General features: G+C 57.9%; 32 protein-coding genes. 11 read left to right on the forward strand and 21 right to left on the reverse strand.

Going from position 1 to position 22951, the window contains the following annotated elements; all coding sequences use genetic code 11:
- Positions 1–93: 93 nt before the first annotated feature.
- Positions 94–963: a VOC family protein gene (locus tag RCH22_RS12210; RefSeq protein ID WP_327014200.1), complete on the forward strand. Its 870-nt coding sequence runs from the start codon at positions 94–96 to the stop codon at positions 961–963.
- A 55-nt stretch (positions 964–1018) separates the two neighbouring features.
- Here the strand turns inward: RCH22_RS12210 and RCH22_RS12215 are convergent, their stop codons facing one another.
- Together RCH22_RS12215 and RCH22_RS12220 are read right to left on the reverse strand one after the other, a co-directional pair.
- Positions 1019–1261, reverse strand: a complete 243-nt coding sequence (locus RCH22_RS12215; protein ID WP_134449770.1) for a zf-HC2 domain-containing protein — start codon at positions 1259–1261, stop codon at positions 1019–1021.
- Complete coding sequence (locus RCH22_RS12220; protein ID WP_327015524.1) at positions 1258–1902, reverse strand: sigma-70 family RNA polymerase sigma factor; 645 nt, start codon at positions 1900–1902, stop codon at positions 1258–1260. Before RCH22_RS12220 ends, RCH22_RS12215 begins: the two co-directional genes overlap by 4 nt.
- 110 nt (positions 1903–2012) lie before the next feature.
- Here RCH22_RS12220 and aroA point away from each other — a divergent pair, with 110 nt between their 5' ends.
- Genes aroA through bcp form a run of 3 tightly spaced genes read left to right on the forward strand, consistent with a single transcriptional unit; the run spans position 2013 to position 4909 of the window.
- Positions 2013–3374, forward strand: coding sequence for a 3-phosphoshikimate 1-carboxyvinyltransferase (gene aroA / locus RCH22_RS12225; RefSeq protein ID WP_327014201.1), 1362 nt, complete (start codon positions 2013–2015; stop codon positions 3372–3374).
- Positions 3371–4420: a ribosome small subunit-dependent GTPase A gene (rsgA, locus tag RCH22_RS12230; protein WP_327014202.1), complete on the forward strand. Its 1050-nt coding sequence runs from the start codon at positions 3371–3373 to the stop codon at positions 4418–4420. The genes aroA and rsgA overlap by 4 nt, the downstream gene beginning before the upstream one ends.
- A gap of 9 nt (positions 4421–4429) precedes the next feature.
- Positions 4430–4909: a thioredoxin-dependent thiol peroxidase gene (gene bcp, locus RCH22_RS12235; protein ID WP_327014203.1), complete on the forward strand. Its 480-nt coding sequence runs from the start codon at positions 4430–4432 to the stop codon at positions 4907–4909.
- A 127-nt stretch (positions 4910–5036) separates the two neighbouring features.
- On the opposite strand, the gene RCH22_RS12240 is transcribed toward bcp, so the two are convergent.
- On the reverse strand, positions 5037–5492 hold the full coding sequence (locus RCH22_RS12240; protein ID WP_327014204.1) for a hypothetical protein: 456 nt from the start codon (positions 5490–5492) through the stop codon (positions 5037–5039).
- A gap of 180 nt (positions 5493–5672) precedes the next feature.
- Between RCH22_RS12240 and RCH22_RS12245 the strand changes: the two genes are divergently transcribed.
- Positions 5673–5921 (forward strand): WhiB family transcriptional regulator, encoded by a 249-nt coding sequence (locus RCH22_RS12245; RefSeq protein ID WP_035837005.1) that lies wholly within the window; start codon positions 5673–5675, stop codon positions 5919–5921.
- Between the two features lie 70 nt (positions 5922–5991).
- On the opposite strand, the gene RCH22_RS12250 is transcribed toward RCH22_RS12245, so the two are convergent.
- The gene (locus tag RCH22_RS12250; RefSeq protein ID WP_134449764.1) at positions 5992–7485 is read right to left on the reverse strand and encodes a sensor histidine kinase; all 1494 of its coding nucleotides are present in this window, start codon (positions 7483–7485) and stop codon (positions 5992–5994) included.
- Between the two features lie 78 nt (positions 7486–7563).
- Here RCH22_RS12250 and RCH22_RS12255 point away from each other — a divergent pair, with 78 nt between their 5' ends.
- From RCH22_RS12255 to RCH22_RS12265, 3 genes are all read left to right on the forward strand, one after another.
- Entirely contained in the window at positions 7564–7716 is a 153-nt protein-coding gene (locus tag RCH22_RS12255) for a hypothetical protein (protein WP_327014205.1), read from the forward strand.
- 104 nt (positions 7717–7820) lie between these two features.
- Positions 7821–7949 (forward strand): hypothetical protein, encoded by a 129-nt coding sequence (locus RCH22_RS12260; RefSeq protein WP_327014206.1) that lies wholly within the window; start codon positions 7821–7823, stop codon positions 7947–7949.
- Positions 7946–8506: a DUF5671 domain-containing protein gene (locus RCH22_RS12265; RefSeq protein ID WP_327014207.1), complete on the forward strand. Its 561-nt coding sequence runs from the start codon at positions 7946–7948 to the stop codon at positions 8504–8506. Before RCH22_RS12260 ends, RCH22_RS12265 begins: the two co-directional genes overlap by 4 nt.
- 86 nt (positions 8507–8592) lie before the next feature.
- Here the strand turns inward: RCH22_RS12265 and RCH22_RS12270 are convergent, their stop codons facing one another.
- Positions 8593–9048 carry a hypothetical protein gene (locus RCH22_RS12270; RefSeq protein ID WP_327014208.1) on the reverse strand — a complete coding sequence of 152 codons (456 nt, stop codon included), beginning with the start codon at positions 9046–9048 and terminating at the stop codon, positions 8593–8595.
- A gap of 174 nt (positions 9049–9222) precedes the next feature.
- Here RCH22_RS12270 and RCH22_RS12275 point away from each other — a divergent pair, with 174 nt between their 5' ends.
- From RCH22_RS12275 to RCH22_RS12285, 3 genes are all read left to right on the forward strand, one after another.
- Complete coding sequence (locus tag RCH22_RS12275) at positions 9223–9423, forward strand: hypothetical protein (protein WP_327014209.1); 201 nt, start codon at positions 9223–9225, stop codon at positions 9421–9423.
- 5 nt (positions 9424–9428) lie between these two features.
- Positions 9429–9629, forward strand: a complete 201-nt coding sequence (locus RCH22_RS12280) for a hypothetical protein (RefSeq protein WP_327014210.1) — start codon at positions 9429–9431, stop codon at positions 9627–9629.
- A gap of 63 nt (positions 9630–9692) precedes the next feature.
- Positions 9693–11888 carry a type IV secretion system DNA-binding domain-containing protein gene (locus RCH22_RS12285; protein ID WP_327014211.1) on the forward strand — a complete coding sequence of 732 codons (2196 nt, stop codon included), beginning with the start codon at positions 9693–9695 and terminating at the stop codon, positions 11886–11888.
- A 27-nt stretch (positions 11889–11915) separates the two neighbouring features.
- On the opposite strand, the gene RCH22_RS21200 is transcribed toward RCH22_RS12285, so the two are convergent.
- The 16 genes from RCH22_RS21200 to RCH22_RS12360 all read right to left on the reverse strand — a co-directional run bounded on the left by RCH22_RS21200 (position 11916) and on the right by RCH22_RS12360 (position 22943).
- A complete protein-coding gene (locus RCH22_RS21200) occupies positions 11916–12284 on the reverse strand; it encodes an HNH endonuclease (RefSeq protein WP_369125307.1) in 369 nt (122 codons plus the stop codon).
- Positions 12285–12350: 66 nt separating this feature from the next.
- Complete coding sequence (locus RCH22_RS12290) at positions 12351–12692, reverse strand: Lsr2 family protein (protein ID WP_327014212.1); 342 nt, start codon at positions 12690–12692, stop codon at positions 12351–12353.
- 105 nt (positions 12693–12797) lie between these two features.
- A complete protein-coding gene (locus RCH22_RS12295; RefSeq protein WP_327014213.1) occupies positions 12798–13046 on the reverse strand; it encodes a hypothetical protein in 249 nt (82 codons plus the stop codon).
- Positions 13043–13666, reverse strand: coding sequence for a hypothetical protein (locus RCH22_RS12300; RefSeq protein ID WP_327014214.1), 624 nt, complete (start codon positions 13664–13666; stop codon positions 13043–13045). Before RCH22_RS12300 ends, RCH22_RS12295 begins: the two co-directional genes overlap by 4 nt.
- Entirely contained in the window at positions 13663–14160 is a 498-nt protein-coding gene (locus tag RCH22_RS12305) for a hypothetical protein (RefSeq protein WP_327014215.1), read from the reverse strand. Before RCH22_RS12305 ends, RCH22_RS12300 begins: the two co-directional genes overlap by 4 nt.
- A 494-nt stretch (positions 14161–14654) precedes the next feature.
- The gene (locus tag RCH22_RS12310) at positions 14655–14984 is read right to left on the reverse strand and encodes a hypothetical protein (RefSeq protein WP_327014216.1); all 330 of its coding nucleotides are present in this window, start codon (positions 14982–14984) and stop codon (positions 14655–14657) included.
- 29 nt (positions 14985–15013) lie between these two features.
- Positions 15014–15880, reverse strand: a complete 867-nt coding sequence (locus tag RCH22_RS12315) for a hypothetical protein (protein WP_327014217.1) — start codon at positions 15878–15880, stop codon at positions 15014–15016.
- Positions 15881–15948: 68 nt separating this feature from the next.
- Positions 15949–16398: a hypothetical protein gene (locus RCH22_RS12320; RefSeq protein WP_327014218.1), complete on the reverse strand. Its 450-nt coding sequence runs from the start codon at positions 16396–16398 to the stop codon at positions 15949–15951.
- Positions 16395–16802, reverse strand: coding sequence for a hypothetical protein (locus tag RCH22_RS12325; protein ID WP_327014219.1), 408 nt, complete (start codon positions 16800–16802; stop codon positions 16395–16397). Before RCH22_RS12325 ends, RCH22_RS12320 begins: the two co-directional genes overlap by 4 nt.
- A gap of 53 nt (positions 16803–16855) precedes the next feature.
- A complete protein-coding gene (locus RCH22_RS12330; protein WP_327014220.1) occupies positions 16856–17284 on the reverse strand; it encodes a hypothetical protein in 429 nt (142 codons plus the stop codon).
- Positions 17277–18410 carry a hypothetical protein gene (locus tag RCH22_RS12335; RefSeq protein ID WP_327014221.1) on the reverse strand — a complete coding sequence of 378 codons (1134 nt, stop codon included), beginning with the start codon at positions 18408–18410 and terminating at the stop codon, positions 17277–17279. Before RCH22_RS12335 ends, RCH22_RS12330 begins: the two co-directional genes overlap by 8 nt.
- Positions 18411–19247, reverse strand: coding sequence for a hypothetical protein (locus RCH22_RS12340; protein ID WP_327014222.1), 837 nt, complete (start codon positions 19245–19247; stop codon positions 18411–18413).
- Positions 19244–21160: a phage tail tape measure protein gene (locus tag RCH22_RS12345; RefSeq protein WP_327014223.1), complete on the reverse strand. Its 1917-nt coding sequence runs from the start codon at positions 21158–21160 to the stop codon at positions 19244–19246. The genes RCH22_RS12340 and RCH22_RS12345 overlap by 4 nt, the downstream gene beginning before the upstream one ends.
- 239 nt (positions 21161–21399) lie before the next feature.
- Complete coding sequence (locus RCH22_RS12350; protein ID WP_327014224.1) at positions 21400–21783, reverse strand: hypothetical protein; 384 nt, start codon at positions 21781–21783, stop codon at positions 21400–21402.
- The gene (locus tag RCH22_RS12355) at positions 21776–22765 is read right to left on the reverse strand and encodes a phage tail tube protein (RefSeq protein WP_327014225.1); all 990 of its coding nucleotides are present in this window, start codon (positions 22763–22765) and stop codon (positions 21776–21778) included. The genes RCH22_RS12350 and RCH22_RS12355 overlap by 8 nt, the downstream gene beginning before the upstream one ends.
- Positions 22755–22943: a hypothetical protein gene (locus tag RCH22_RS12360; RefSeq protein WP_327014226.1), complete on the reverse strand. Its 189-nt coding sequence runs from the start codon at positions 22941–22943 to the stop codon at positions 22755–22757. Before RCH22_RS12360 ends, RCH22_RS12355 begins: the two co-directional genes overlap by 11 nt.
- Positions 22944–22951: the final 8 nt, after the last annotated feature.

The following is a 22951-nucleotide window of genomic DNA, read 5'->3' on the forward strand; positions in this document are numbered from 1 at the left end:
GGGCATTGCCCGGAGACGGGCCCTGTCGTAGGCTGGCCGCGATCGCGACCTCGAAGGTGACAGGGACCGCGACGCGACCGAAGGAGTGTTGCTGTGTCCACCCGCGATGTGACCCGGCTCGGCGAACCCTGCTGGAACGACTTGATGACCTCGGATCCCTCGAAGGACCGCGTGTTCTACACCCGGCTCTTCGGGTGGCACGCGAGCGAATCCGGACCCGAATACGGCAACTACGTGACCTTCTCGCGCGGAGCCGCAGATGTCGCGGGAATGGCCGCTGCCTCGGACGGGTCGAACGCGCCGGACGCGTGGCTCGTCTACCTCTCGGTCGACGACGTCGACGACACGGTGACGGCCGCGGTCGCAGCCGGAGGCCAGGTGATCCTCGCGCCGCTCACTGTCGGCGGGATGGGACGCACCGCGGTGCTCGCGGACCCCTCCGGCGCCGCGGTCGGCATCTGGCAGCCCATTGAGTTCGACGGCTTCCACACCGTCGCCCGGCCAGGGACACCGATCTGGCACGAACTCAGCAGTCGGGACTACGACGCCGCCCTGCCGTTCTACGCGACCGTCTTCGGCTGGGACCCGCAGGTCCTGAGCGACACCCCGGAGTTCCGGTACAGCACGATCGGGCCGGAGGGCATGCCCGTCGCCGGGGTCATGGACTCGGCGGCGTTGCTCCCGGAGGGTGCTCCCTCGCACTGGGCGGTGTACTTCGGCGTCCCGGACGCGGCAACGGCCGCCGCCCGGGTCGTCGAACTGGGCGGCGCGGTGCTTCGCGAGCCGTGGGACTCGGAGTTCGGCACCTTCGCCCAGGTCGAAGACCCTACGGGAGCGATGTTCTACCTGGGCTCGGTCGAGGCCGGCACGCCGACCGGCGTCGGCGACGGCGCCGCCTTCGCGGATGCCGCCTTCATCGACGTCGACGAGAGTGACGTCGAAACGAGCCAGTCCCCCGGGTAGTCCGTCACGGGCATCCGCCGAACGAGGGTGCCACGAGGGGCACGCCAGGCAGGAGTCAGTGCGAGGACTGGATGGTGCGCAGTTTGAGCAACACCTGGTCGCGGAGGTCTTCCGGAGCGATCTCCCGGCAGGCGCGCTGCACGGCCTCGGTCAGGGTGCGCCCGACGAGGTGTTCGCTGCTGCAGTCCGTGCAGTGGGCGAGGTGCTCCTGGATATCGGCGGTGTCCTCACCACAGAGTTCGTTGTGGAGGTATTCCTCGAGTTCGGCCTTGGCCTTCTCGCAGCCGCAATCGGTCATTTCGTGCTCCCAGAGGTGGTCCGGCCCGGCTGTGCCCTGCCCGTTACGGGCGGGGTCCCGGGTGCGGGCTGGGCTGAGCCCAGGCCGCGCTCGAGCGCATAGCCGGCCAACAGGTCACGCAGGAGTCGCCGGCCACGGTGCAGGCGGCTCATCACGGTGCCGATCGGTGTTTTCATGATTTCGGCGATCTCCTGGTAGGAGAAGCCCTCGACGTCGGCGAAGTACACGGCCAGCCGGAAGTCTTCCGGGATGGACTGCAGGGCGTCCTTCACGGCGCTGTCCGGCAGGTGATCGATCGCTTCGGCCTCTGCCGAGCGACTCGCCATCGCGGTCGTCGATTCGGCGCCCCCGAGCTGCCAGTCTTCGAGGTCGTCGATGGTGCCCTGGTAGGGCTCGCGCTGCTTCTTGCGATAGGTGTTGATGAACGTGTTCGTCAGGATGCGGTAGAGCCACGCTTTGAGATTCGTGCCCTGCTCGAACTGCTTGAAAGCTGCGAACGACTTGACGAACGTCTCCTGGACCAGGTCCTGCGCATCCGAGGGATTGCGCGTCATCCGCATTGCTGCGGCGTAGAGCTGGTCGATGTAGGGCATCGCCTGTTCTTCGAACAGGTCTCGCAGGTCGATCGCGTCAGTTGTCATCACGGACAATTCTAATGCGTCGATCACGGACGTTTCGGGTCGTTCGAGCACCGTTGACAGCACCATCGGAACCTCCCTCATCTGTTCATCACCGACTATCCTGATAACCGATGTTGATCTCGAGATATTCCAAGCCCGATTTCGATCCCTACGGCGACAACGCGCCCGAAGAGACGGATGTCTGGTGGCCGGCCCCTGTGGCAGCGCGGCCGCTCGCCGCCGTCGTCTCCCTGCCGGGCTCGAAGTCGCTCACCAACCGCGAGCTCGTGCTCGCGGCCCTCGCCGACGGGCCCTCCCTTCTCCGCGCACCGCTGCACTCCCGAGACAGCGACCTGATGGTCGCCGCGCTCCGGCAGCTGGGCACCACGATCGAGTCCGTCCCCGGCGCCGGCGAGTTCGGCGCCGACCTCCGGGTCACCCCCGGCGAGCTCTTCGGCTCGACGACGATCGACTGCGGCCTGGCCGGCACGGTGATGCGCTTCCTCCCGCCCGTCGCCGCTCTCGCGCTCGGCCCGACGACGTTCGACGGCGACGCCGGCGCCCGCCGCCGCCCGATGGCGACCACGATCTCCTCCCTCCGCGCCCTCGGCGCCGACATCAACGACGACGGCCGCCACGCGCTGCCGTTCACGGTGCACGGCACCGGCAGCCTCTCCGGCGGTGAGGTCACGATCGACGCGTCCACCTCGAGCCAGTTCGTCTCCGGCCTGCTCCTCGCCGCCCCGCACTTCGAGCTCGGACTGCACCTCCGGCACGACGGCGAACGCCTGCCGAGCCTGCCGCACATCGAGATGACGATCGCGACCCTCGCCCGCCGCGGGGTCACCGTGACAAGCCCCGCCGTCGGAGAATGGGTCGTCGAGCCCTGCCCGATCCGCGGCATCGACGTCGACATCGAACCCGACCTCTCCAACGCCGCGCCGTTCCTCGCGGCCGCGCTCGTGGCCGGCGGGAGCGTCACGATCACGGGCTGGCCGGCCGAGACCACCCAGGTCGGCGCCGACCTCGCGCACCTGCTGCCGCTGTTCGGCGCGATCGTCACCCGTGCGGGCGACCGGCTCACGGTCACTGCGGGCAAGCATCTCACCGGCGTGAGTCTCGACCTCTCCACGGGAGGTGAGCTCGCGCCGGCCCTCGTCGCCCTCGCCGCCCTCGCGGACTCCCCGAGCACGATCACCGGCATCGGCCACATCCGGAACCACGAGACCGACCGCCTCGCCGCCCTCGTGGCGGAGATCAACGGCCTCGGCGGCGCCGTCACGGAGCTGCCGGACGGCCTGCAGATCGACCCGCGGCCCCTGCACGGCGGACAGTGGCACAGCTACGACGACCACCGGATGGCGACGGCCGGCGCCCTGATCGGCCTCGCTGTTCCCGGCGTCCTGGTCGAGGACATCGGCACGACTGCGAAGACGCTCCCCCAGTTCCCCGAACTGTGGCACGCGCTCCTCGCTTCGACCGTGCTCGCATGAGCTGGTGGGCCGGCGCGGACGATGACGAACCCGAGTTCGACGAGTCGAGCGTGCGGGTGCGCCCTAACCGCAAGGGCAGCAAACCGCGCACCAAGACCCGACCTGACCACGAGGACGCGCTCACCGGGCGCATCCTCTCGGTCGACCGCGGCCGCTACACCGTCATGCTCGACGAGAACAAGCGCACCGAACGACGGGTGACCGCGGCCAGGGCGAGCGAGCTGCGCAAGCACGCCGTCGTGACCGGCGACCGCGTCGACATCGTCGGAGACACCACCGGAGCGGAGGGCAGCCTCGCCCGCATCGTGCGGATCGTGCCGCGGGTCACCCTGCTGCGCCGCAGCGCCGACGACACCGACGCCGTCGAACGGGTCATCGTCGCCAATGCCGACCAGATGCTCATCGTCGTCGCCGCCGCGAACCCGGAGCCGCGCATCCGCCTGGTCGACCGGTACCTCGTCGCGGCGTACGACGCGGGCGTCACGCCAATTCTCTGCATCACGAAGACCGACCTCGCCGATCCCGCAGAGTTCCTGAACAATTTCGCCGGCCTCGACCTGATCGTCTTCACGAGCCGCGACGACGCCATGCCGCTCGAGAGCATCTCCGCTGCGCTCGTCGGCCACGACACGGTCTTCGTCGGCCACTCCGGCGTCGGCAAGTCCACGCTCGTCAACGCCCTCGTGCCGGACGCGCACCGCGCCGTCGGCGTCGTGAACACCGTGACCGGCCGCGGCAGGCACACCTCGTCCTCGACGGTTTCGCTGCGACTCGAAACGGATGCCGGCCGCGGCTGGGTCATCGACACCCCCGGCGTGCGCTCCTTCGGCCTCGGGCACATCAACACCGACAACATCCTCAAGGCGTTCACCGACCTCGCCGCGATCGCGGAGAAGTGCCCGCGCGGCTGCACCCACCTGCCGGACTCGCCGGACTGCGCCATCAACGAGGCCGTCGCGGCCGGCGAACTCGGCGACACCGGCAAGGCCCGCCTCGACTCGCTGCAGCGACTGCTCGCGACCTTCGCGGTGTCCCCGCACCACTAACGTGGGGGCATGACGGATTCCACGCGCCTCGAAGCCGGCGACCCGGCACCGCAGTTCACGCTCACCGACCAGGACGGTGCATCCGTCTCGCTCGCCGGGTTCGCGGGCTCGAAGGTCGTCGTCTACTTCTACCCGGCCGCGCTCACCCCGGCCTGCACGAAGCAGGCCTGCGATTTCCGCGACAGCCTCGGCTCGCTCGAGACGGCGGGCTACCGCGTGCTCGGCGTCTCGAGGGACACGCCGGAGAAGCTCCGGGCCTTCCGGGACGCCGAGGGCCTCACGTTCCCGCTACTGAGCGACAGCGACCTCACCGCGCACCGGGCGTATGCCGCCTGGGGCGAGAAGAACCTCTACGGCAAGACGGTCACCGGCGTGCTCCGGTCCACCTTCGTGATCGACGAGGCCGGGCTGGTCACGCTCGCGCTCTACAACGTGCGTGCGACGGGCCACGTCGCGAGCCTGCGCAGGAAGCTCGGCCTCGGCGACTGACACCCGGTCCCACTCCCCCCGGGGCTGTCAGCGGCCCCCAGCGGCCGCTGACGACATCCGTTGCTGTCCGGGTGTCACCAACCTGGTGCCTGGACGAAATACTGTGTGAACACTCGGCGACGGATGCCTACCCGGCCGTGTCGCCCTCATCCCGCGGGGTCTGCGTGGCCGCGAGCACCGCGGGGGTGAACAGGAGCCCGAGCACCACGATCGAGGGCACCAGGAGCGCCCAGCCGAGATCCGGCCGCGCGTACAGCCCCTGGAAGCAGCCGACGGCGACGGCGATCTGCACGACCTGCCAGGTCACCGCGGCGCCGCGGATCCAGCCGCGGCGCCTCAGGGAATTGACCGCGATCGCGGTCACCCAGGCGGCGGCGATCAGCACGATGATCAGGATCGCGACCCCGCTCGCGAGCGAGGTCGGCGTCGCGGTGAGGAGCTCGAGGACGAGCCAGACCACCGCGGCCCAGAGCAGGGCGGCCTCTGCCCAGAGCAGGCTGGCGAGGAGAAGGAGTGCGGGCGCACGACGCGGGCGAAACGCACCGGCGTCACCGTCCGGACGCTGGTCGAACTGTTGATTCACAGAGATATCCCATACCAAACTATTGATTTGACCCCACCATTATGCGACCATAATTGAGGCCCGGTTGACGCTCACAGGGACGTGAGCCCTATGAATGCGTAAATCGCTTACCTTCCTGCAATCGGCAGCCTCTCATCTTCGGCCAATCGGCCAGGCACCCTGCAATAAAGGAGCATCTCTATGGACTGGCGCGACAAAGCGGCCTGCCTCACCGCCGACCCGGAATTGTTCTTCCCCGTCGGTAACACTGGACCCGCTGTGGACCAGATCGAGAAGGCCAAGTCTGTATGTGCCCGTTGCAATGTGACCGAGGTGTGCCTCCAGTACGCACTGGAGACCGGACAGGATTCCGGCGTCTGGGGCGGCCTGAGCGAAGACGAACGCCGTGCCCTCAAGCGCCGTGCCGCACGGGCGCGCCGCGCGTCCTAGCCCCACCGCCTGTCCAGGCACCCGCCTGACCGGGCCGGTCATGAGACCTGGCGCGCCGTACCTGCGGCAGTCAGGTCTCACGCATGTACCGCAGGGGAATCTCGATCGTCACTTCGGTACCGCTGCCCATCATCGTGTGCCAGTCGATACTCCCGCTGAGCTCGCCCTGGATCAGGGTGCGCACGATCTGAGTGCCCAGTCCCGATCCGACCTTGCCCTCCGGAAGACCGGAGCCGTTGTCGCGCACGCGCACCGTGAGGGTCTCTTCATTTCGCTCGGCCTCGATCACGACTTCGCCCTCCCGGCCGGCGAGGCCATGCTCGACCGCGTTCGTGACGAGCTCCGTGAGCGCGAGCGCGAGCGGCGTGGCGAAGGCGCTCGGCAGCACTCCGAAACTGCCGGACAGCTTCGGGTGCGCCGTCGTGTTGTGAGCGGATGCGACCTCGGCGATCAGGAGCAGCACCCGGTCGAAGACGACGTCGAAGTCGACCTGCTGGTTCAGCCCCGTCGACAAGGTGTCGTGGACGACGGCGATCGCCGCGACCCGGCGCATGGCCTGGTTGAGCGCCTCGCGCGCGGTGTCGGAGTGGGTCCGCCTGGCCTGGATGCGGAGCAGCGACGCCACGGTCTGGAGGTTGTTCTTCACCCGGTGGTGGATCTCCCGGATGGTCGCGTCCTTCGTGATGAGCTCGCGCTCCTGGTGGCGCAGTTCGGTCACGTCGCGGCAGAGCACGATCGCGCCGATCCGCTGGCCGCGGTTGCGGATCGGGATCGCGCGGAGCGAGACGGTCACCCCGCGCGCCTCGACATCGGTTCGCCAGGGAGCCCGGCCGGTGACGACGAGCGGGAGCGATTCGTCGACGACGACCGTGCCGGTGAGCAATCCCGTCGTCACCTCGGCGAGTGACTCGCCCTCGAGCTCGTCGACGAAGCCCATCCGGTTGAAGGCGGAGAGCGCGTTGGGGCTCGCGAAGGTCGTGACACCGTCGAGGTCGAGCCGGATCAGGCCGTCCGAGGCGCGCGGGGCGCCGCGGCGCGGGCCGGTCGGGGCGCCGAGATCGGGGAAATCGCCCGAGGCGATCATCGCGAACAGGTCGTTGGCGCAGTCGTTGAAGGTGAGTTCCTGGCGGCTCGGCGTGCGTGCCTCGCTGAGGTTCGTGTGCCGGGTGAGCACGGCGACGGGCACGGGTGCGATCTGGGAACCGGTCGTGCTGAGCCGGCGCATCACCGGGATCGCCCTGACGCGGGTCGGAGTCTCCTCGTACCAGTCCGGGGCCGTCGTGTCCACGATCCTGGCCGACTCGAAGGCCTCCGTCACCTGCTGGCGCCACTCCCCCTTGATTCCCTGCCCGACGAAGTCGCGGTAGAACAGGGTCGCCGCGCTCGAGGGGCGCGCGTGCGCGACCGCCACGAAGCTCCCGGTCGTGCCGGGCACCCATACCACGATGTCCGCGAAAGCAAGGTCGGCGAGGAGCTGACCGTCGGCGACGAGCATGTGGAGCCAGTCCACATCCTCGGCACTGCTGCGGCCCTGGGCAAGTACGAGATCACTGAGCGTCGACACCCTGCCAGCCTAGGTCCCCCTGAACGAGGAAAGTGACTGGGGCGACCATGAATCGGCGCGCGGTGTCATGCTGGTCAGATGAACCCCATTCCGGGCAGGCCTGATCGCACCCTGATCGCCGTCCTGTCCGTGATCGCAGTGCTGGTCATCGTCGCGCTCGTCGTCGTCTTCTCCCGCGGAGCGCCGGAGCAGCTCGACCAGGCGACCCCGGCCGGTGTCGTCCAGCGCTAGTCGGCAGCTGTCATCGACGGCGACGAGCAGAAGGCGGCCGGTTTCCTCACCCCGCACGCCCTCGCTAGTTGCGACGCGGTCGGCCGCCGGGCCGCCGGCAATTCGTGCCCTCGGAATACGAGAGCCAGGAGGTGTTCGACCTCCTCACGGTCGACGGCGCCTGGAAGATCGACTCCGCACCCTGGCAAATCGAGATCTGCCCGAGCATCACGTCCACAACGGATGCCCCGTGATCGTCGGGGTGGGTCTCCTGATCGCGCTCGGCGTCGTCATCGCCGCCATCGTGATCGGCGTCCGCCGATCACCGGCACCGCGGGAAGGGGCGGCCCAGCCACCGGTCCTGCGCCTGATCGCCTTCGTCCTCCTGTTCGCCCTCGTCGTGATCGCCGCGATCGGTCTGGCCGGGCTGCTGGGGCGCCTGCTCGACGCGGGCAGTGCTCTCGCAGGGGATGACGTCGCCGGACTCGCCCGTTCGCTCGCCTTCACCTTGGTCGGCGGCCCCTTCGCCGCCCTGCTGTGGTGGGTGCTCCGGCGGCGCCTGAACGGCGAAGATCGGTCGTCCCTCGCCTGGGGCCTCTACCTCGCCGGCATGCGCACCGTCGCGCTCGTCGTCGCCTCAACCGCCCTGTTCGGCTCCGCAGCGGCCCTCGTGCGCGCGGATTGGCAGCCGCGCACCCTCGCCACCGGACTGGTCTGGGCCGCCGTGTGGGTGTGGCACACGGGGATGTCAACGAACCCGGCCACGCGTCCGCTGCGGCTCCCGACGGCGGCAAACGGGTGCTCGTCGTGACGGGCTCCGGCTCCGGCTCCGGCTCCGGTGTCACCGTGATCCGGCTGCGGGGCTGAACCTCGGGCACCGACGCCAGGACGCCGGGTTCAGAGCGCGGGCGCCCGTCGACGCCACGGCATCCGCCCCAGTCCCCGGCCCCGCGCCCGCACCGGTTCGGGCAGAACCTCCCGTTGCACCAGGCGCAGGATGCCCGTGCGGGCGGGCGACTTCGGCGCGGCATCGCGCAGCGTGCGGCCGGTCAGCACGGCAGCGTCGGCGCCGGCCTGGTCGTGCGGGACCAGGAACGGAGCGTGGATGCCGCCGAACCGGCGGAGCGCTGCGACGACCTGCCGGTTGGCGTCGATCCCGACGGCGCTCGGCCGCACTCGGTTCATCACGACACTGACCCTGTCCGTCGAGACCGCCTCGGCGAGCTCGGCCCACGACCGCAGGAACCGGGCAAGCCCGACGGGGTCGGCAAGCCCGCACGCGACGACGCGGTCCGCTGACCGGAGCGCGGTGAGCGTCGCGGCGTTGCGCCGCGGCGCGAACAGGTCGATCATAGGCGCACTTTACGTCGTTACGAAACGGCCTCCATCCCCTGCCCTGGCGCGATTTTCCAGCCATATGACCGCTTCCCTGGCCTCACCCAAAACTCCGCCAGAATCGCGCCACGGGGCTTGCTCAGGCGTACGGCATGATGGGGTATACAGCCACGTTTAATTGAGGAGATCAAAATGGAAATGGCACTTGTTTACCTTGGAATTGTTCTTTTACTTATTGCTCTTTTTTTCGTTTGGTTTGTCAAAGTCTTGATGCCGTGGAATGACCGTCAGATGGCAGCGCGCAGAGTCAGGGGGAAGATACGACAGGATCACAACGAAGCAGTTGCTGCTGAGCGTATTGCCGCTGAGTACAGGAAAAAGGGAAGGCTCTAGTCACAATGGATCTAAGCCTGCTTGTCGTAGCGTTCATTGTTTTACTGCTTGTTCTTGGTTACGTGTGGTTCAAGAAGACCATATGGCCCTGGTATGAACGCCTGATGGCTGAACGAGACATGAAAATAAAGATTCATCAGGATCAGGTAAACGAAAGGGCAGCTGAACGCCTGGCCGCACAGTACAAGAAAAAGGGCAAGCTGTAGGTCGGTCGGCTCAATCAGTAAAGCTTTCAATTTTTAATCGTCTATGCGAAAGTCATGTTCAGTATGCGATTCAAGAAGCAAATAGTTCGTGACCAAAATCGGGACTCATATCTCCTGACTTTTCCGTCTGATCTTGAACCAGAACAAATCACTGCATGGCTACGGGCCGTTGTTGAGACTCTCTATAGGCGCACTTCGGCATTCAACCGCGAGACTCTTGTCTTTGAAACATGGGCGAACAGTCGTGAGATCTTCCATCGCCTTTTGGTGTCGAAGGACATTGCTGATCACATCACACAACAGCTCAGGACTCACGGCCGCGGTATCGCCGTACTAGAAGACGACAGCCGGCCAAATATTGACTGGACAACTGGTATTGAGCTTGGGATGAGCAATCCAACTCGCCAGCTCCAGATCGTTAGTCATGCCGATGTATCAGCAAGCATCCTTGGCAGCATTCAGACGTTGCATGAAGGGGAAGACGCACTCATTCAATGGGTTGTCGGTGCTGCAATGGCAACTGAGAAGACAAAGCGTGACCCGCGTTCAGCTGAGTTCAGTGTCCTTAGGTCACTTGCTGGATACTCAGCTGCTCTCTCAGATGAACTGCAAGACCGCTACGCAAAGCTCGAAGAACCAAACACTGTTGCCGTATGCCGGGTTGTTGTACGTGCTGAGCCTGCAAGGGCTTCTGACCTAGTACTCCGCATTCAGTCTGCAATTGCTTCGACGAATGCATCGAGTAACCACTGGAAACAGATCCCCTCAAATAACCTCATCGCAGAGGTAAATGAAGCGGCAACAACGTCACACCCTCAGGCGCAACTGAACCTGACTGAGTTATCGGCACTAGTCGGCTGGAAGATCGGTGGACCTCATGTCGCGGGTCTTACAGCTGGAACATCGCGTCACCTACCAGCTACTGAGTCCATCCCTCGTGAAGGGCGAGTCATTGGCACCAGTAACTTCCCGCACGCTGCACGACCTATTGCAATCGGCCGTGTTGAGTCACTGACTCACCTGCACATCCTTGGACCAACCGGGGCAGGTAAGACAACACTGATGGCGAACCTCATGGCGCAGGACATGAACGAGGGCTACGGCGTTGTCATGCTGGAAGGGAAGGGCGACCTATATAAGGCGACCATCAAACTGATCCCAACCAACCGACTAGATGATGTCATTATTCTCGATGTAAATGAGCAAGACAGTCCTGTTGGCTTCAACATCTTGGAGCAGGGGAATCCAAGTGTTGTCATCGACCAGTTGACTGACCTATTTCAAAGCCTCTACGCAGACGGTGGGCGGGGAGTGTGGATGCGTGAGCTGATGTACCACGGACTTCATACGCTAGCTGAGCGTTCTGGCATGACCTTCGTTGATCTTGCTGCTCTAGTGAGCCCCCGGACGACTCGTGAGATTACCTGGGCAGACGAGATGCGCAAGGCTGTCAAGAACCCTGAGGTTCGTGAGTTTTGGCAGGACCGTTGGAACACGCTCGACAAGAAAGCGCAGGAGACTTACTCAGCACCACTGCATAACCGAATCTGGCAGCTATCGACTCGCCCTGAGCTTCGCAACATTATCGGACAGAGCAAGTCCAGCTTCTTCATGGACGACGTAATCCGTGACAACAAGATCCTGCTTATCAACTTGTCTGGCGTGCCGAAAGAAGCAGCCAGCATTGCTGGAACGCTCATCATGAACGCCATCTGGTCGTCAGTGCAGCGCGTAAAGGCTGAGAAGAACAGCTACCTATATATCGATGAGTTCCAAGACTTCATCCGGCTTCCAGTTGGAGCTGAGGACATGCTCGCCAAGTCTCGTGGTTTTGGCCTAGCGCTGACTCTTGCGCACCAGCACTTGAACCAACTGACGGACGATATCAAGTCAGCCGTTATGGCGAATGCTCGTTCCAAGATTGTCTTTGGTTTGGAAGATCCAGACGACGCCCGTGCAATGCAGCGTGCTATTGGAGGGGACACATTCAGCCAACAGGACTTCCAAAGTCTTGAGCCGCATGAGGCAGTGGCGAAGGTAATCACGGCTAAGGGATCGAGTCTCATTACAATCTCGACGCCGCCACCACTTGCGCCTACTGGCAATGACCAGGCAGCTCTAAAACGATCGCGTGAACTGTACGGTCGGCCTGTTGCTGAAGTGCAGCAAGCGATTGAAGCTCGCCGGAACAATGAGCCGAAGAAGACCAGTAAGCGACCGGCGATTGGCTATAGCAAGATGAAGGAGTGGGGCAAGTAGGGGGCACGCGTAGGCGGGGAGCAGGGGCTAGGCAGCAAGTGCCCAGAAACTCATGTTCAGTAGGTCATACTCATGATGACAACTACGGCATAAGACGATGATATTGTCGCGCCGATTTGATCCTTTAGCCCAATGGGGTATGAAGTGAGCCATCTGCAAGTCATAGGTTGAACGGCACCTTACGCATTCTCCAGGATCAAGCCCTAGCTCACGGCGGTCCTTCTTTGATGCGAAACGAGGTCCAGGTGTTCGTGACCGGTCAGCTGCTCTAATTAACTTCAGTCGTTCTGAGCTTCGCTTCCGATAAAGAGATTTGAGATGCAGTTTTGAACATCGAAGAGAGCAGTAGCTTGTTTGCTTTCCGCTTAACTCGGTACTACATCGTTTACATATCATTGCCACGTACCATGAAGCACTCCCCCGATTCAGTCAAGGGGAGTGCTTCAAGTCAGAACCAAAGGCTTACTTGTTCGCCCTGTACTTCTCCATAAGCGAACCAGAAATCCTGCCCCTATCACTCACAGTCTCCCCATTGGCACGAAGCCATTCACGGGCAGCAGCAAGTTCAGCAGGATCGTTCTTGCCAGCAGAAGCGCGGGTAGCAGTACCGCGCCCAGTCTTTCGCGCAGCAGCCAGATACGGCTTGAGAGCATCGCGAAGCTTCTTTGCGTTGACGTCGCTTAGGTCGATCTCATAAGCAACTGCATCAAAGGTGAAGTTGATCGTCTCAGCCTTACCTTCATCAATCAGCTTGCCATCGAGGTCGTCAATGATTGTGGTCGTCGTAACTGTTTTCTGTGCCATGACGACATACTAGCCATGAATAAAGGCTTCTGACAATCGCCAGAAGCCTTATACGTATGAATTAGTGTCTTTTTGTTTAGAACGCGCCACAACGCGAGCTAGGCACTAATTAGAAGACTTTTGAACCCGTTGCTCAAAGTAGTTCCACGCAAATGCGACTAAGCCTGATGGAAGGCCCGCTGTCACAAGTAGTGGCACGATGTTCGATGAGATGTACTGGATGGTTGCTGCTGGTACGCCTGGTACAGCCCAAATGAAAACGATGTAGCCGATTACGATACCGACGATGGCCTGTACGGCGGTACGGATTCCCTTTACGAGTGGTGAGTGAGTTGTTGTTGATGGTGTTGTCATATGACCTCCTTTAATTTACGTTGTGCTTCCTGCGCTAGAGCAATGTGGTGTTCGATTGCCAGCTGAGTGCGGAAGCGGCTTATAGCGACAGCGTTAGCCGTCACGATGAGTGTGTTGTTCTGAGCTTTGAATCCCTTTGGCTGCTTGCCTACCTTGAGGCTGATGCCGACGCCTTCCCCGGCCTGTGACCAGTTAGTTGATCCCTCAAACGCCATACCTTGTCCAACAAGCACACCACCTTTGGTGTGGCTGATCTGGTGGGTATCAGATTGCCCAATTGCGATTGAGTTAGCGAAGCATTCGGCATCACGGGACTCGTCCATTGCAATGAGCTTCCTTTCGTGGACGCCCCCTGCTTGTGATCGGTCGAGTGTTCCTTGTACGACAATTCCTGGGTTCAAAATCAGATCCAGGACATCCTCATTGATCTCATCATCAGCAAAGCCGTACTGGTTGAAGTCGAACTCAAGCGTCTCGCTCTGAATCAGGTGACGAAGAATGCCATGCACGTCATCTCGTCCAACCATGAATAAGTAGTGAGATCCATAGCCCGGTGTGAGCTTGCCTTCTGGTGTGAAGATGCCGAGTTCATCTAGTCGAGGGTCATCGCCTAACATCATTTCTGCACCTTGAACACGCTGACAAGCCAGTTCATAAATGTTTGTTTTACAGGGGGTGTTATCAAGGGAGCTTGAACTGTTGGGTTTGTGGGTTCTGGCTTGTCAGCCTGAGCCTTGAGAGTCGAGAGCTGGGTAGAGAGGTCAGCCATCTTTGTCTCATCATCGGTGATTGTCTTGTTAGCTGTATCAAGCTTTGCGTTGGTGTCTGCGAGGTTCGTAGCAAGTCCAGCGTCTTTCAGCTGTTCGTCACCAAGTTTGGTTTGCAGGTCGGTGATCTGTCCTTGCCAGTTGTCATTCTTGGCGGTGCGTCCCCAATTAGCGAAGTCAACTTGTGCATCAGCTTCGGGGTTATCTTCCAGGGCTTCAACGAGACTAAGGAAGTCTTTGCCAATCCAAGGCTCAAACTCGCCATCACCCATGGACCGGCCACGGATCATTTGAAAGCTCTTGTTTGCTCGCGCTCTGTAGTTATCTGCATCTTGAATGATTGCCATGTTGTCACCTCCTTGTGATGGTTGCGTTGTTGGTTGATCTTGACTGACTACTTGCACAGTGCCGACGTACTCACTCCAACCGAGATAAGTGCATCCGCCGTTGTACGAGGCATAGGTGTCGATTAGGTTCTGTAGGTTCGGGTGGATGAAGCCCTGGCTATGGAAGCCTCCCTGAGTCGAGGAAGCTACTGATCCGTCGTCTAGTGAGATAGCTGTGTGGCCCGCGGGCGTACTCCCTAGCGAGAAGTAGACGGGGACGGTTCTGCCTGCTGGTGGCAATTCCCCCGGGTGGTTTCCGTTGCCAGGGTTGGCATCCCACTTCCCAGTTTCACCTGGATTAACCGGGCTAACAGCATTGCCGAATACGCCGGATGTTTCCTGGTTTATCAAGGTTGGAAGGGTCGCTTGCCCCCATGCTCCCTCCACAAAGCCCTCACACCAACCACCGACGTAGGGAACTTGCCAATTAGCATCTCGTAGTTGGATCAAGCTCATTACTTGCTACCTAGATGACCACCACCGATCAGGAATCCAATCAGGCCGATGATGAAGCCGATGACTGATTGCAGAGCCACAATCTTTGCCCAGATATTCGATAGCTTCAATTCAATGTCTGTTATTCTCGCCACGTTTGAGCCTTGCACTGTTGCGAGAGAAGTTATTTGACTAATTAAGCTATCCGTCTTATCGTTGACAACTTTTGTTATTTTCGCGCCGTTATTCTCAACTGCTTTATCAATGCGTTCAAAAATGACCTGGTTATTTTCAAGAAGAGCAATCTTAATTACGTTGTTATCGACTTGAGTATGAGGTGAGTTATCCATTTATGAGTGCCCCCCTATTGATAATCTCACTACGCATCAGCCGTAGTCCACATAGCCGACCCAAAAATACGAGTTGATCCGGTAATTGCGTTGCGATTCGATAGTGTCATAGCGCCACTTGAGCTAATAACCCACCCAAGATCAGTAGTATTTCCGACGCTAGACACCGCTGGAAGAAAAGCAGATGCCATTATGCCTCCGGGCCTATACCCAAGCGTCATAGTCTCAGCAACCGCGCCTGAGTCTAGAGAGGGAAGAGAACTACAGACAGTGTTCATATTTGCGATTACGAGGTTACCGTAGCGATAGACAACAACTGCTGTGCCATATCCCATGGATACTGTTGCCGTGCGCGTCGCGGTAGCTCTAACCACTGGCACAGTAAGTGTCCGCTGGTCAGTAATATTAGGCGTCGTGATCGTTGTAGCTGAAGCGGCCACTGCTACATTCGCCAGGATGATGTACGGGTTTGCTGCACCGATAGCAGTTTGGATCTGCGCAGTTGTAGGAACTACAGGAGATCCGGCAGGTGTTCCAGCAACAGCAGCGAACTTGAGCAAATTGTTCGCGTTGTTGACTGGGGAGACGGCAGCTGTGACGCTCTTGTCGATGTAGGCCACGATGTAGTCAATGCGAGGTGAGGCCGCAGCAGTTGCGATAGTGACCGATTCACCAGCCGTTGTGTCGTGGCTGATCATGTAGTAGTAGTCACTTGGGCTTGTTCCAGTAGGGATTCGTCCGCTCCCTGGGTTGACACTCACGGTCATATTCGGCGTGCTGTTAGGGATTACATCAAGACCCTTGAAGATTTGTCCAGTAAAGGCTTCATTCAGCGCTTTGAAAGTGCCGTATTCATCTGAACTTCCACCATTTACGTTCGCAATAAGTTTTGACACGATAGATCTCTATTTAGTTTTGGTTATGCCCCCAATATAAAACATCAGGTCTCATTTGCCTATGGTGATTAGACAACTGTCCAAGTTCCAGTATCAGTACCGTCAAAGATGAACTTGAGATAGACCGTTCGCGCTGAACCCGAATAGTCCTGAGCGCATATGCGCCATCTGCTCGCGTTACCGATAGGGGGAAGCTTCTGCACAAAGGAAATGTCACTGTAGGTTGAGTCAGCCCAGGGCGGCACGGCATTCGGCAACACCATAGGTTGATTGACTGTGTTGAACTGCATCATCTCGACAATCGCTGAGTTGTTAGGTGTTGCCGGTGTAAAGGTAACAACTAGAGTCCGCTTGGCATAGGCACCTAACGAGAATGAGTAGTCGTTTTGATTGCTGCTCTGCGTCAGGTAGCCAAAGAGACTGTCTCCACTGATGAGCTGCGTTCGCTTGAGCTCGTCAACGTCCGTCCGCAGCTGCTTCAAGTCTTCGATGATCTGAGGCTGTTTTAGGCGGGTCATGAGACAGTAATCCCGCCATTGTCAGTCGATTGCACGAAGAACTTGAAGAAGCACGTCTCAGTTGCAGAGTCGTTCATCGTGACCTTGAAGTCCCAGATTGTTGCCTTTGATCCAGTGGCCGGCGGTCGTTGGTGAATGTCGACTAGCGGGCAGGTTGGCGCCGATGTGGATGAGCCTGGATAGACCTCGTTGCTCGTGCTGTTCATGAACACCTGGTAGATCAGACTGCTAATGGGGTAAGTCTGGATTGCCCCGGTGAACGTAACGGAGAAGGTAACTACTTGCCCGTAGGTCGTCATAGTGAATGACTTGTCAGAGGCATTCGCTGTCTGATTGAGATAGGTCTTGAGCGCTGAGGTTGCGGTGTTTTGTACGGCACGCATCTCATTCACAGTGGTGCGCATGCTAGAGATAGTCGAAACCATCTGATTTTCAGGAGTGTTATCAATACGAGGATTCATAGCTTTGTGACCCGGATCGTTCCAGCGTCTACGCACTTTATCGAGAACTGCACGTAGAGATTGATTGCATTGGCATCATTAGCGATAGTGAACCTCCACTCAATCGTCTGAGGCAGCGATCCATCAGGCCAAAGGAAGGTCTTCTCAAAGCCATCAGCACCCGCGATGGTCAGGTTGTAGGTGAGTTCCGCGTAGGGATTGACCGTTTTATTGGGTGCAAAGACAACTCGGTATTGCTGCACGGCATACGCTGCAATTGCATCCCCGTTGATGTCCCAGGTACTACCAGTGACTGTGCGCTGCACAATAAGGCTCTCGGGCCCGAAAGATTGCCTACTCACCTTGATCTGGTTGATGTCGTTCGCCAGGTCAGCAAGCCAAGCACCAGGTACGTTCGCAACCTGACGATCTAGCCGACTATTCATTTTGGTTGACACCATAGCTATCGAAGGTCAGCTTGATTGCGCTCTCGAAGTCGTTCTCATCGATCGTTACGTCGATCTGCTCGATGCGATATAGCCCGTTGATGTTGTCTAGCCACTTGTGAGTCATGACCTTGAGTGGGATGCGATCACCAACGCTCAGGAAGGTTGCTGGAATCTCCTTGCCTGTGATCGTGACGATAGGTAACTCAAGGATGTCCTTCTCAAGGCTCAGTGCAGTGGCCGTGTTCTGGTCAAGGGTTGGCTGCAATAGAACACTGTTGAACTGCTGTATCTGCTCACGTAGGTAGTAGTTGAGTTGGCTCGCGTTATCCCCCGCCGTTGATGTGAGCTGGCTTGTGCCGAAGCCTGAGCCGATGCCATAGATCTTGTTGAACAGGTTGATAGCACTGCGATCAAGAGCGAAGCCGGCCACGTTGCCAAGTGCTCCCCCGTAGATGAGGTTGATGTCCTGGCGACGAGCGCCGATCTTGGCATACGTGCGGAATGCCTTGAGTGGGGAGAAGTCAAAGTCGAAAGGCGAGTCACTTAGAGCTGCCATCTCTTGGATCTTGTTCTTCACCTCGTCAAGTTGGTACGTACGGTCACTCAGCTGCGTGGTGAGGTACTGAGACCCAGAGATGGTGATGCCGACGCTTCCATTTGTCTGCGCCTGCGTCGTTGTAATGAGGTCTGTGGCTATCGCGGTGCGTTCAGTGGCTGTGTATATCTTTGTGACGTAGCGGTCTTTAAAGAAGTTCAGATACCCCGAACAGGTGATGCTAACAACGTCGCCTTGCATGCTGGATGACTGACCAGCTGCTGAGTTGTCCTGTGCTAGGTCGAAGCTCACATCAACTACTTGAGTACCGAAGAGATAGACGCCGTTGCGCTTGACTTTCACATCAGTCACGTAAGGGGCAATGAGGGTCTTAGGATCAATTCCGCCAAGGTTCTTCAGACAGTACTTTTCAAAGGCGTAGAGGTTGATATCAAATGTCAGCGTCTCGGCTTCGTTTCGCTGCATCGTGTAGCGGCGATTGAAACAGAAAGCGCTGATATCAGCAATACGCAGCCCGCTAGAACTCCATAGTTCAATCTCGTATCGAGTTGTGCTTCCGAGATTCACCTAGATGCCCCGGTAACCGCTTCTCCAAGAGATCACACCTGTCACAGTGTCGAGTGAGTTTCCCGTGGTGAGTTTAATCGAGTTTGAGCCTGATAGCAGAGGCCACCAACTGCTTGTGATCGTCATGTAGGTCAGGATTGGACCACCGTTTAGGAGGACTGTTCTATTGAGCATGTCGATGACAATCACGTCGGTACCAGTTGTCGTAAGACCTTGAATGCTGAAGAACTGACCCGTTGATATGTTGGTAATCGTCGGGTTTGTTGCTGGCCCAGTCAGAGTGATCAATGGGTAGGTAGCAAGGTTGCCCGTGTTGGTGATCGTCGTAGGCAGTCCACCGGGTGCCCAGACAACGGGAGTCCAGGCGATTGGCCAGGTCACTCCCCCGCCTGTTACTGGGACGAGAGATGCTGTTTGAAGGCCACCAGCTGAGTTGTCGTAGATCGTTGGATCAGGAGCGATCAGTGTGAGATTGAACGGTGCTTTAGTCGCTGAGCGATTGATCGGGATATCAAGCGCATCGAGATAGCAGTTGATGACGTATTGGTTACCGGCATTGGTCGTAATGGTAAGCAGTATGCTGCCAGTTGATACCGCAGCCTCAAAGGCCTGCCTGGTTGATTCAAGGAGTGCTGGGGTACCGAAGATGAAGCCTGTCAGGGTTATGAGGCGCATCCCGTAGAACTGAGCCCCTACATAGCCACCATCTCGGCCGCTGTAAGTTCCGCTACTCGTGCGGATCGGAGGCATTGAAAGGCCAGCGACAGGTTCATCTAAAGAGACCGGGTTAGCGCTCGTTGGGTCGTTGAGGGTAAATGAGTTGACCCCGATAATCATGCAAGTGACAACCTCCAGCCGAGTTTGGCTAGGAACTTGTCCTCATCCATGTTGTTGTTGTTGTTCCAGTTAGCAATGTTGACCGTGACACCCTTGCTGCCATTTGACATCTGCTGAGTCTCTTTAGCCGTATGGACTTTAGAGCCAGCGGGAAGGTTGACTAGCTCAGGGCCATTCTCACCGACCATTGTCATGCCACCTGGCGAGAAGTTTGTGCCTAGTGCATTTGATAGAAGCTCTTTATCTAGTGCATGTGCCCTATCGACTGCCTTCTGCCATTTGGCCTTGGTTTCCGCAGAATATACGCCTGAGGACTGAACTTCATTGTTATGTGCTTCCATGTCTTTAGTGACCTGCATATCATTTTGCATTGCAGCCTTTGCGCCATTCACAGCGTCCATCGCAGATTGTATAGATTGAACAGCAGCGAGCACCAGTGCAATATCAGCCATTGCTCCGGCTGTTGCTATACCGCCCATGACGCCACCTGCACCAACGACCTTCATGACGCTTCCAAAGGTTGAACCAATCGTCTGTACATCCTTGATGACTGCACCCGTCCCTTTCAGAAGAGGACCACCGACAGCTAACATTCCAACTAGCCACTCAATAGCAGTCTTTTGACCTGCGTCAAGCGTTCCCCACCATGTAACTAAACCTGAAATTTCCTTAGCAACAAACTGAACCGCCTTTGCAGCCTTAGGTAACAAATCGTCGCCAATCTTGATAAGTGAAGCTTGCATAGATGACCAAGCTTCACGTAGCTGTTGGTTTGGCGTCTTATTCAGATCATCAAGTTTCTTCTGCATGTTTCCGGCATCCTTGTTGATAGTGCCGAACTTCGCATCCATGCGGTCTGTATTTTGAAGCAGGGTGAGAAGGGCTGCGTCGGTGCGACCACCACCAAACGCTTTTGCAAGCATCGCATCCGACTCACTGGCAGAAAGACCGGCATCTTCAAGGTGCTTTTTCAAATCCTTGACCGCTACTGAGATACCGTTTGGCTGTCGTAAGTCATCAGCTAGTTTTGTAGTAGTTAGTCCGGATTTTGCGAATACAGTGTTCATGTCTGATGTCGCCTGCTTAGCGTTCTCAGCAGTTAGCCCTAAAGCCTCAAGTTGTTTAGATGCAGCGCCACTAGGAGAAGCCATCAGGGCCATCGTCATGCGAAGGCGCGTTGCTGCTTCATCGGCATGCTCACCATTATCAGTAAGAGTTGCGAGAGCAGATCCAATTGATTGCACTGATGTTCCGAATGAGGCAGCGGTTGAAAGAATCCCAGTTCCAAGTGCGGCATTTAGATCACCCATCTTCATGTCACCTGCGCCGACGATGGAAGATAGAACGCCCATCATTGACTGAGGACCAGTTGCTCCCTTGACGCCAGATGCCATCGCACTCGTAAGTGCATAGGTCGTATCATCGAGATTAGCCATTCCGATGTTTGCACCGTCAGCTGCAACCTTCAGAATGTCGAGTTGCTGCGAGGTATTCCATATACCGTTTCCCGCACTAGCAACGTGATAGAGCCCCTTCGCGAGCTGTTCAGGAGCTTGACCAGTTGTCCCAGCTAATGCGAGGACTTTATCGCTCAGCGAGGCGATCTGATCCTGAGGGATGCCAGCACTCGTGTGCAGCAGTTCCATTGCATTGTTGAACTTATATGCAAGATCCATACTGAGTGCGCTTACAGCAAGGACAGGCAAAGTGATAGAGGTCGTAAGGATCGAACCTGTATCTTTGAGGTTAGTCCCCATCTTTTTTAGTGTCGCTGCCTGTGTAGCCTCAGCTCTTGCTGTTGTCGTAGCTACAGCTTCAGAGGTAGCTTTCGCATCTGTAGCTACCTGTGTCAATACAGCACTAGCCTCATTCTTCGCCGCAATGATAATACCGATTGTGTTGCTGTAGGCCATGCTTTATTTGATTATCGCTGTTTAGTTATTTGTATCTGACTTAAATCTATCATGTTTGTTATCTAAGTCCCATATAACAAAGGCGCGTTCGATCTCTTCATATGGTTGCTCTAAAGCAACCTGCTTAGTGAGGTGGAATCGCTCCATATAACGAAATAGTCTTATCTCGTCGTAGACTTGACGGCTCATTGAGGACACATCTTCGTGAACGATGGCATCCTCGTACTGTTCGTAGACTTCTATGGCTCGATCGAAGGCGTCTTGGTTGGTGACGTTTCCGTCCCGATCGGTAAACCTTTTGGGTCAACAGTTCCCCCATTTATAGCTACAAAAAGGCGCTGAGTGAGATCAACCATGCTATCGAGGTCTTCGCCTGATAGGTCTTCAAGGATGCTATCGCCACTGTTACTTAGGAAGAAAGCTTTGCCATTAAGAAAGTGCTCTTTTGCGATCTTTAGTTCAAACTCAAGTAACTCGCTTTGAGTTTTACCAGCTTCTCCGTAGTTATTTATTTCAATCTTTCCGGCATAGCTGATGGGCATAACAATTGCGTAAGCCTCTTTCGTCCAACCGTCGTAGACTCCTTCAAGACTGACTCGCTTCGTGATAGCAGGTCTATGCATGTGCGTATCCGTTCTGCGTGTTCGTCAGGATAGCTTTGAGCATGTAGCCGGAGATCAGGTCAAGTTCACAGGTGAAGTTGTACGTCGAGCTGAGGGTCTGGTCGAGCTTGTTGTCGAGTGTCATTGGGCTGAAACGGACTTTAGGAGCTGTCAGGACAAGGCCAGGGTTAGAAGCTGTGCCGATAGTCACGTCAGTGTTGACAATGGCAATGCTGAGCGCTTGAGATGTGTTCAGGAAGGCAATGTCTTCGAGAGTTGTGTCTGTATAACGAGTAACAATCGTGCCAGTAACTCCCCAAGAGTTAGGGTCGAATGAAATAGGGTCGATGACACCTACTGGTGTGAACCGTTCAGCCTTGCGGGAGATCTTAAGTTTCAAGCTCTTGATCTGAAGCGCAGTAGCTCCGGTAAGGCCGGCTATGTTCGCAGCGATCTTGGTAACAGCATGCTTCGAGGTGAACTCGTTCTCGTTCGCGTAGGCCACAGTCTCGGTGCTAGTAACACCTGATTTAGCGGTGACTGTTGCGGTGATCTGAATCCAGTCGTTTTGCTTGATATCGATCTCAAGGTCAGTCAGGGTTCCCATTGCAAAGCGTCGTGAGCGTACTGGGCTGACACGAGCAAAGGTAAGGCTTGGAGGTATTGCACTAGAGGAGACAGAGAAGGTGTTGTCGTAGACAGTGGTTTCTGTTGGGTGCAGTGCTGGTGCAACTGATCCAAAGATGTTGGCCAGGAAATAACCGATTGTCAGGTCAGTAACCTTGCCGTTAATTGAGCCTTCAACCCATTCTTCGGTGACAGCTGAGTCATTGATGTCTTCGATACGACCCATTGCACTCTTGTTCTGCACGACGGTTGTCTTTGGATCAAGGGTCAGTGCCAGGTGACGTTGCCACGCTTGAGGCGCGATGCCTGTACCGGGGACTGTTTCAATTCCTACGCCTATGGACTCTCTTCGTCCAATATATGGATTACCTGCCATCACTCACCTTTGTTTCTTTCGTTTTAAGTTTCTCTACTAGTTTGCTGACTTTTGATATAACTTCCTCTAAAGACTTGGCTTCAATTGACCCATGGATAGGGCTGAAGTACATACGCTTAGGAGTTACTACCTTCTCAGCGATCGTTGCTTTGGGTGTTTCGGGAGTTATATCACTCATGAGGTTTA

The sequence above is a fragment of the Cryobacterium sp. GrIS_2_6 genome (assembly GCF_035984545.1).
In the GTDB taxonomy this organism is placed as follows: domain Bacteria; phylum Actinomycetota; class Actinomycetes; order Actinomycetales; family Microbacteriaceae; genus Cryobacterium.

Bases quoted from the DNA above. Each gene is read 5' to 3' on its own strand.
- RCH22_RS12215 (WP_134449770.1), bottom strand. From the start codon at position 1,261: ATGACCGATTGCGGCTGCGAGAAGGCCAAGGCCGAACTCGAGGAATAC.
- RCH22_RS12220 (WP_327015524.1), bottom strand. From the start codon at position 1,902: ATGACAACTGACGCGATCGACCTGCGAGACCTGTTCGAAGAACAGGCG.
- aroA (WP_327014201.1), top strand. From the start codon at position 2,013: ATGTTGATCTCGAGATATTCCAAGCCCGATTTCGATCCCTACGGCGAC.
- rsgA (WP_327014202.1), top strand. From the start codon at position 3,371: ATGAGCTGGTGGGCCGGCGCGGACGATGACGAACCCGAGTTCGACGAG.
- bcp (WP_327014203.1), top strand. From the start codon at position 4,430: ATGACGGATTCCACGCGCCTCGAAGCCGGCGACCCGGCACCGCAGTTC.
- RCH22_RS12245 (WP_035837005.1), top strand. From the start codon at position 5,673: ATGGACTGGCGCGACAAAGCGGCCTGCCTCACCGCCGACCCGGAATTG.
- RCH22_RS12255 (WP_327014205.1), top strand. From the start codon at position 7,564: ATGAACCCCATTCCGGGCAGGCCTGATCGCACCCTGATCGCCGTCCTG.
- RCH22_RS12270 (WP_327014208.1), bottom strand. From the start codon at position 9,048: ATGATCGACCTGTTCGCGCCGCGGCGCAACGCCGCGACGCTCACCGCG.
- RCH22_RS12275 (WP_327014209.1), top strand. From the start codon at position 9,223: ATGGAAATGGCACTTGTTTACCTTGGAATTGTTCTTTTACTTATTGCT.
- RCH22_RS12280 (WP_327014210.1), top strand. From the start codon at position 9,429: ATGGATCTAAGCCTGCTTGTCGTAGCGTTCATTGTTTTACTGCTTGTT.
- RCH22_RS12285 (WP_327014211.1), top strand. From the start codon at position 9,693: ATGCGATTCAAGAAGCAAATAGTTCGTGACCAAAATCGGGACTCATAT.
- RCH22_RS21200 (WP_369125307.1), bottom strand. From the start codon at position 12,284: ATGATATGTAAACGATGTAGTACCGAGTTAAGCGGAAAGCAAACAAGC.
- RCH22_RS12290 (WP_327014212.1), bottom strand. From the start codon at position 12,692: ATGGCACAGAAAACAGTTACGACGACCACAATCATTGACGACCTCGAT.
- RCH22_RS12295 (WP_327014213.1), bottom strand. From the start codon at position 13,046: ATGACAACACCATCAACAACAACTCACTCACCACTCGTAAAGGGAATC.
- RCH22_RS12300 (WP_327014214.1), bottom strand. From the start codon at position 13,666: ATGATGTTAGGCGATGACCCTCGACTAGATGAACTCGGCATCTTCACA.
- RCH22_RS12305 (WP_327014215.1), bottom strand. From the start codon at position 14,160: ATGGCAATCATTCAAGATGCAGATAACTACAGAGCGCGAGCAAACAAG.
- RCH22_RS12310 (WP_327014216.1), bottom strand. From the start codon at position 14,984: ATGGATAACTCACCTCATACTCAAGTCGATAACAACGTAATTAAGATT.
- RCH22_RS12320 (WP_327014218.1), bottom strand. From the start codon at position 16,398: ATGACCCGCCTAAAACAGCCTCAGATCATCGAAGACTTGAAGCAGCTG.
- RCH22_RS12325 (WP_327014219.1), bottom strand. From the start codon at position 16,802: ATGCGCACCACTGTGAATGAGATGCGTGCCGTACAAAACACCGCAACC.
- RCH22_RS12330 (WP_327014220.1), bottom strand. From the start codon at position 17,284: ATGAATAGTCGGCTAGATCGTCAGGTTGCGAACGTACCTGGTGCTTGG.
- RCH22_RS12340 (WP_327014222.1), bottom strand. From the start codon at position 19,247: ATGATTATCGGGGTCAACTCATTTACCCTCAACGACCCAACGAGCGCT.
- RCH22_RS12345 (WP_327014223.1), bottom strand. From the start codon at position 21,160: ATGGCCTACAGCAACACAATCGGTATTATCATTGCGGCGAAGAATGAG.
- RCH22_RS12350 (WP_327014224.1), bottom strand. From the start codon at position 21,783: ATGCATAGACCTGCTATCACGAAGCGAGTCAGTCTTGAAGGAGTCTAC.
- RCH22_RS12355 (WP_327014225.1), bottom strand. From the start codon at position 22,765: ATGGCAGGTAATCCATATATTGGACGAAGAGAGTCCATAGGCGTAGGA.
- RCH22_RS12360 (WP_327014226.1), bottom strand. From the start codon at position 22,943: ATGAGTGATATAACTCCCGAAACACCCAAAGCAACGATCGCTGAGAAG.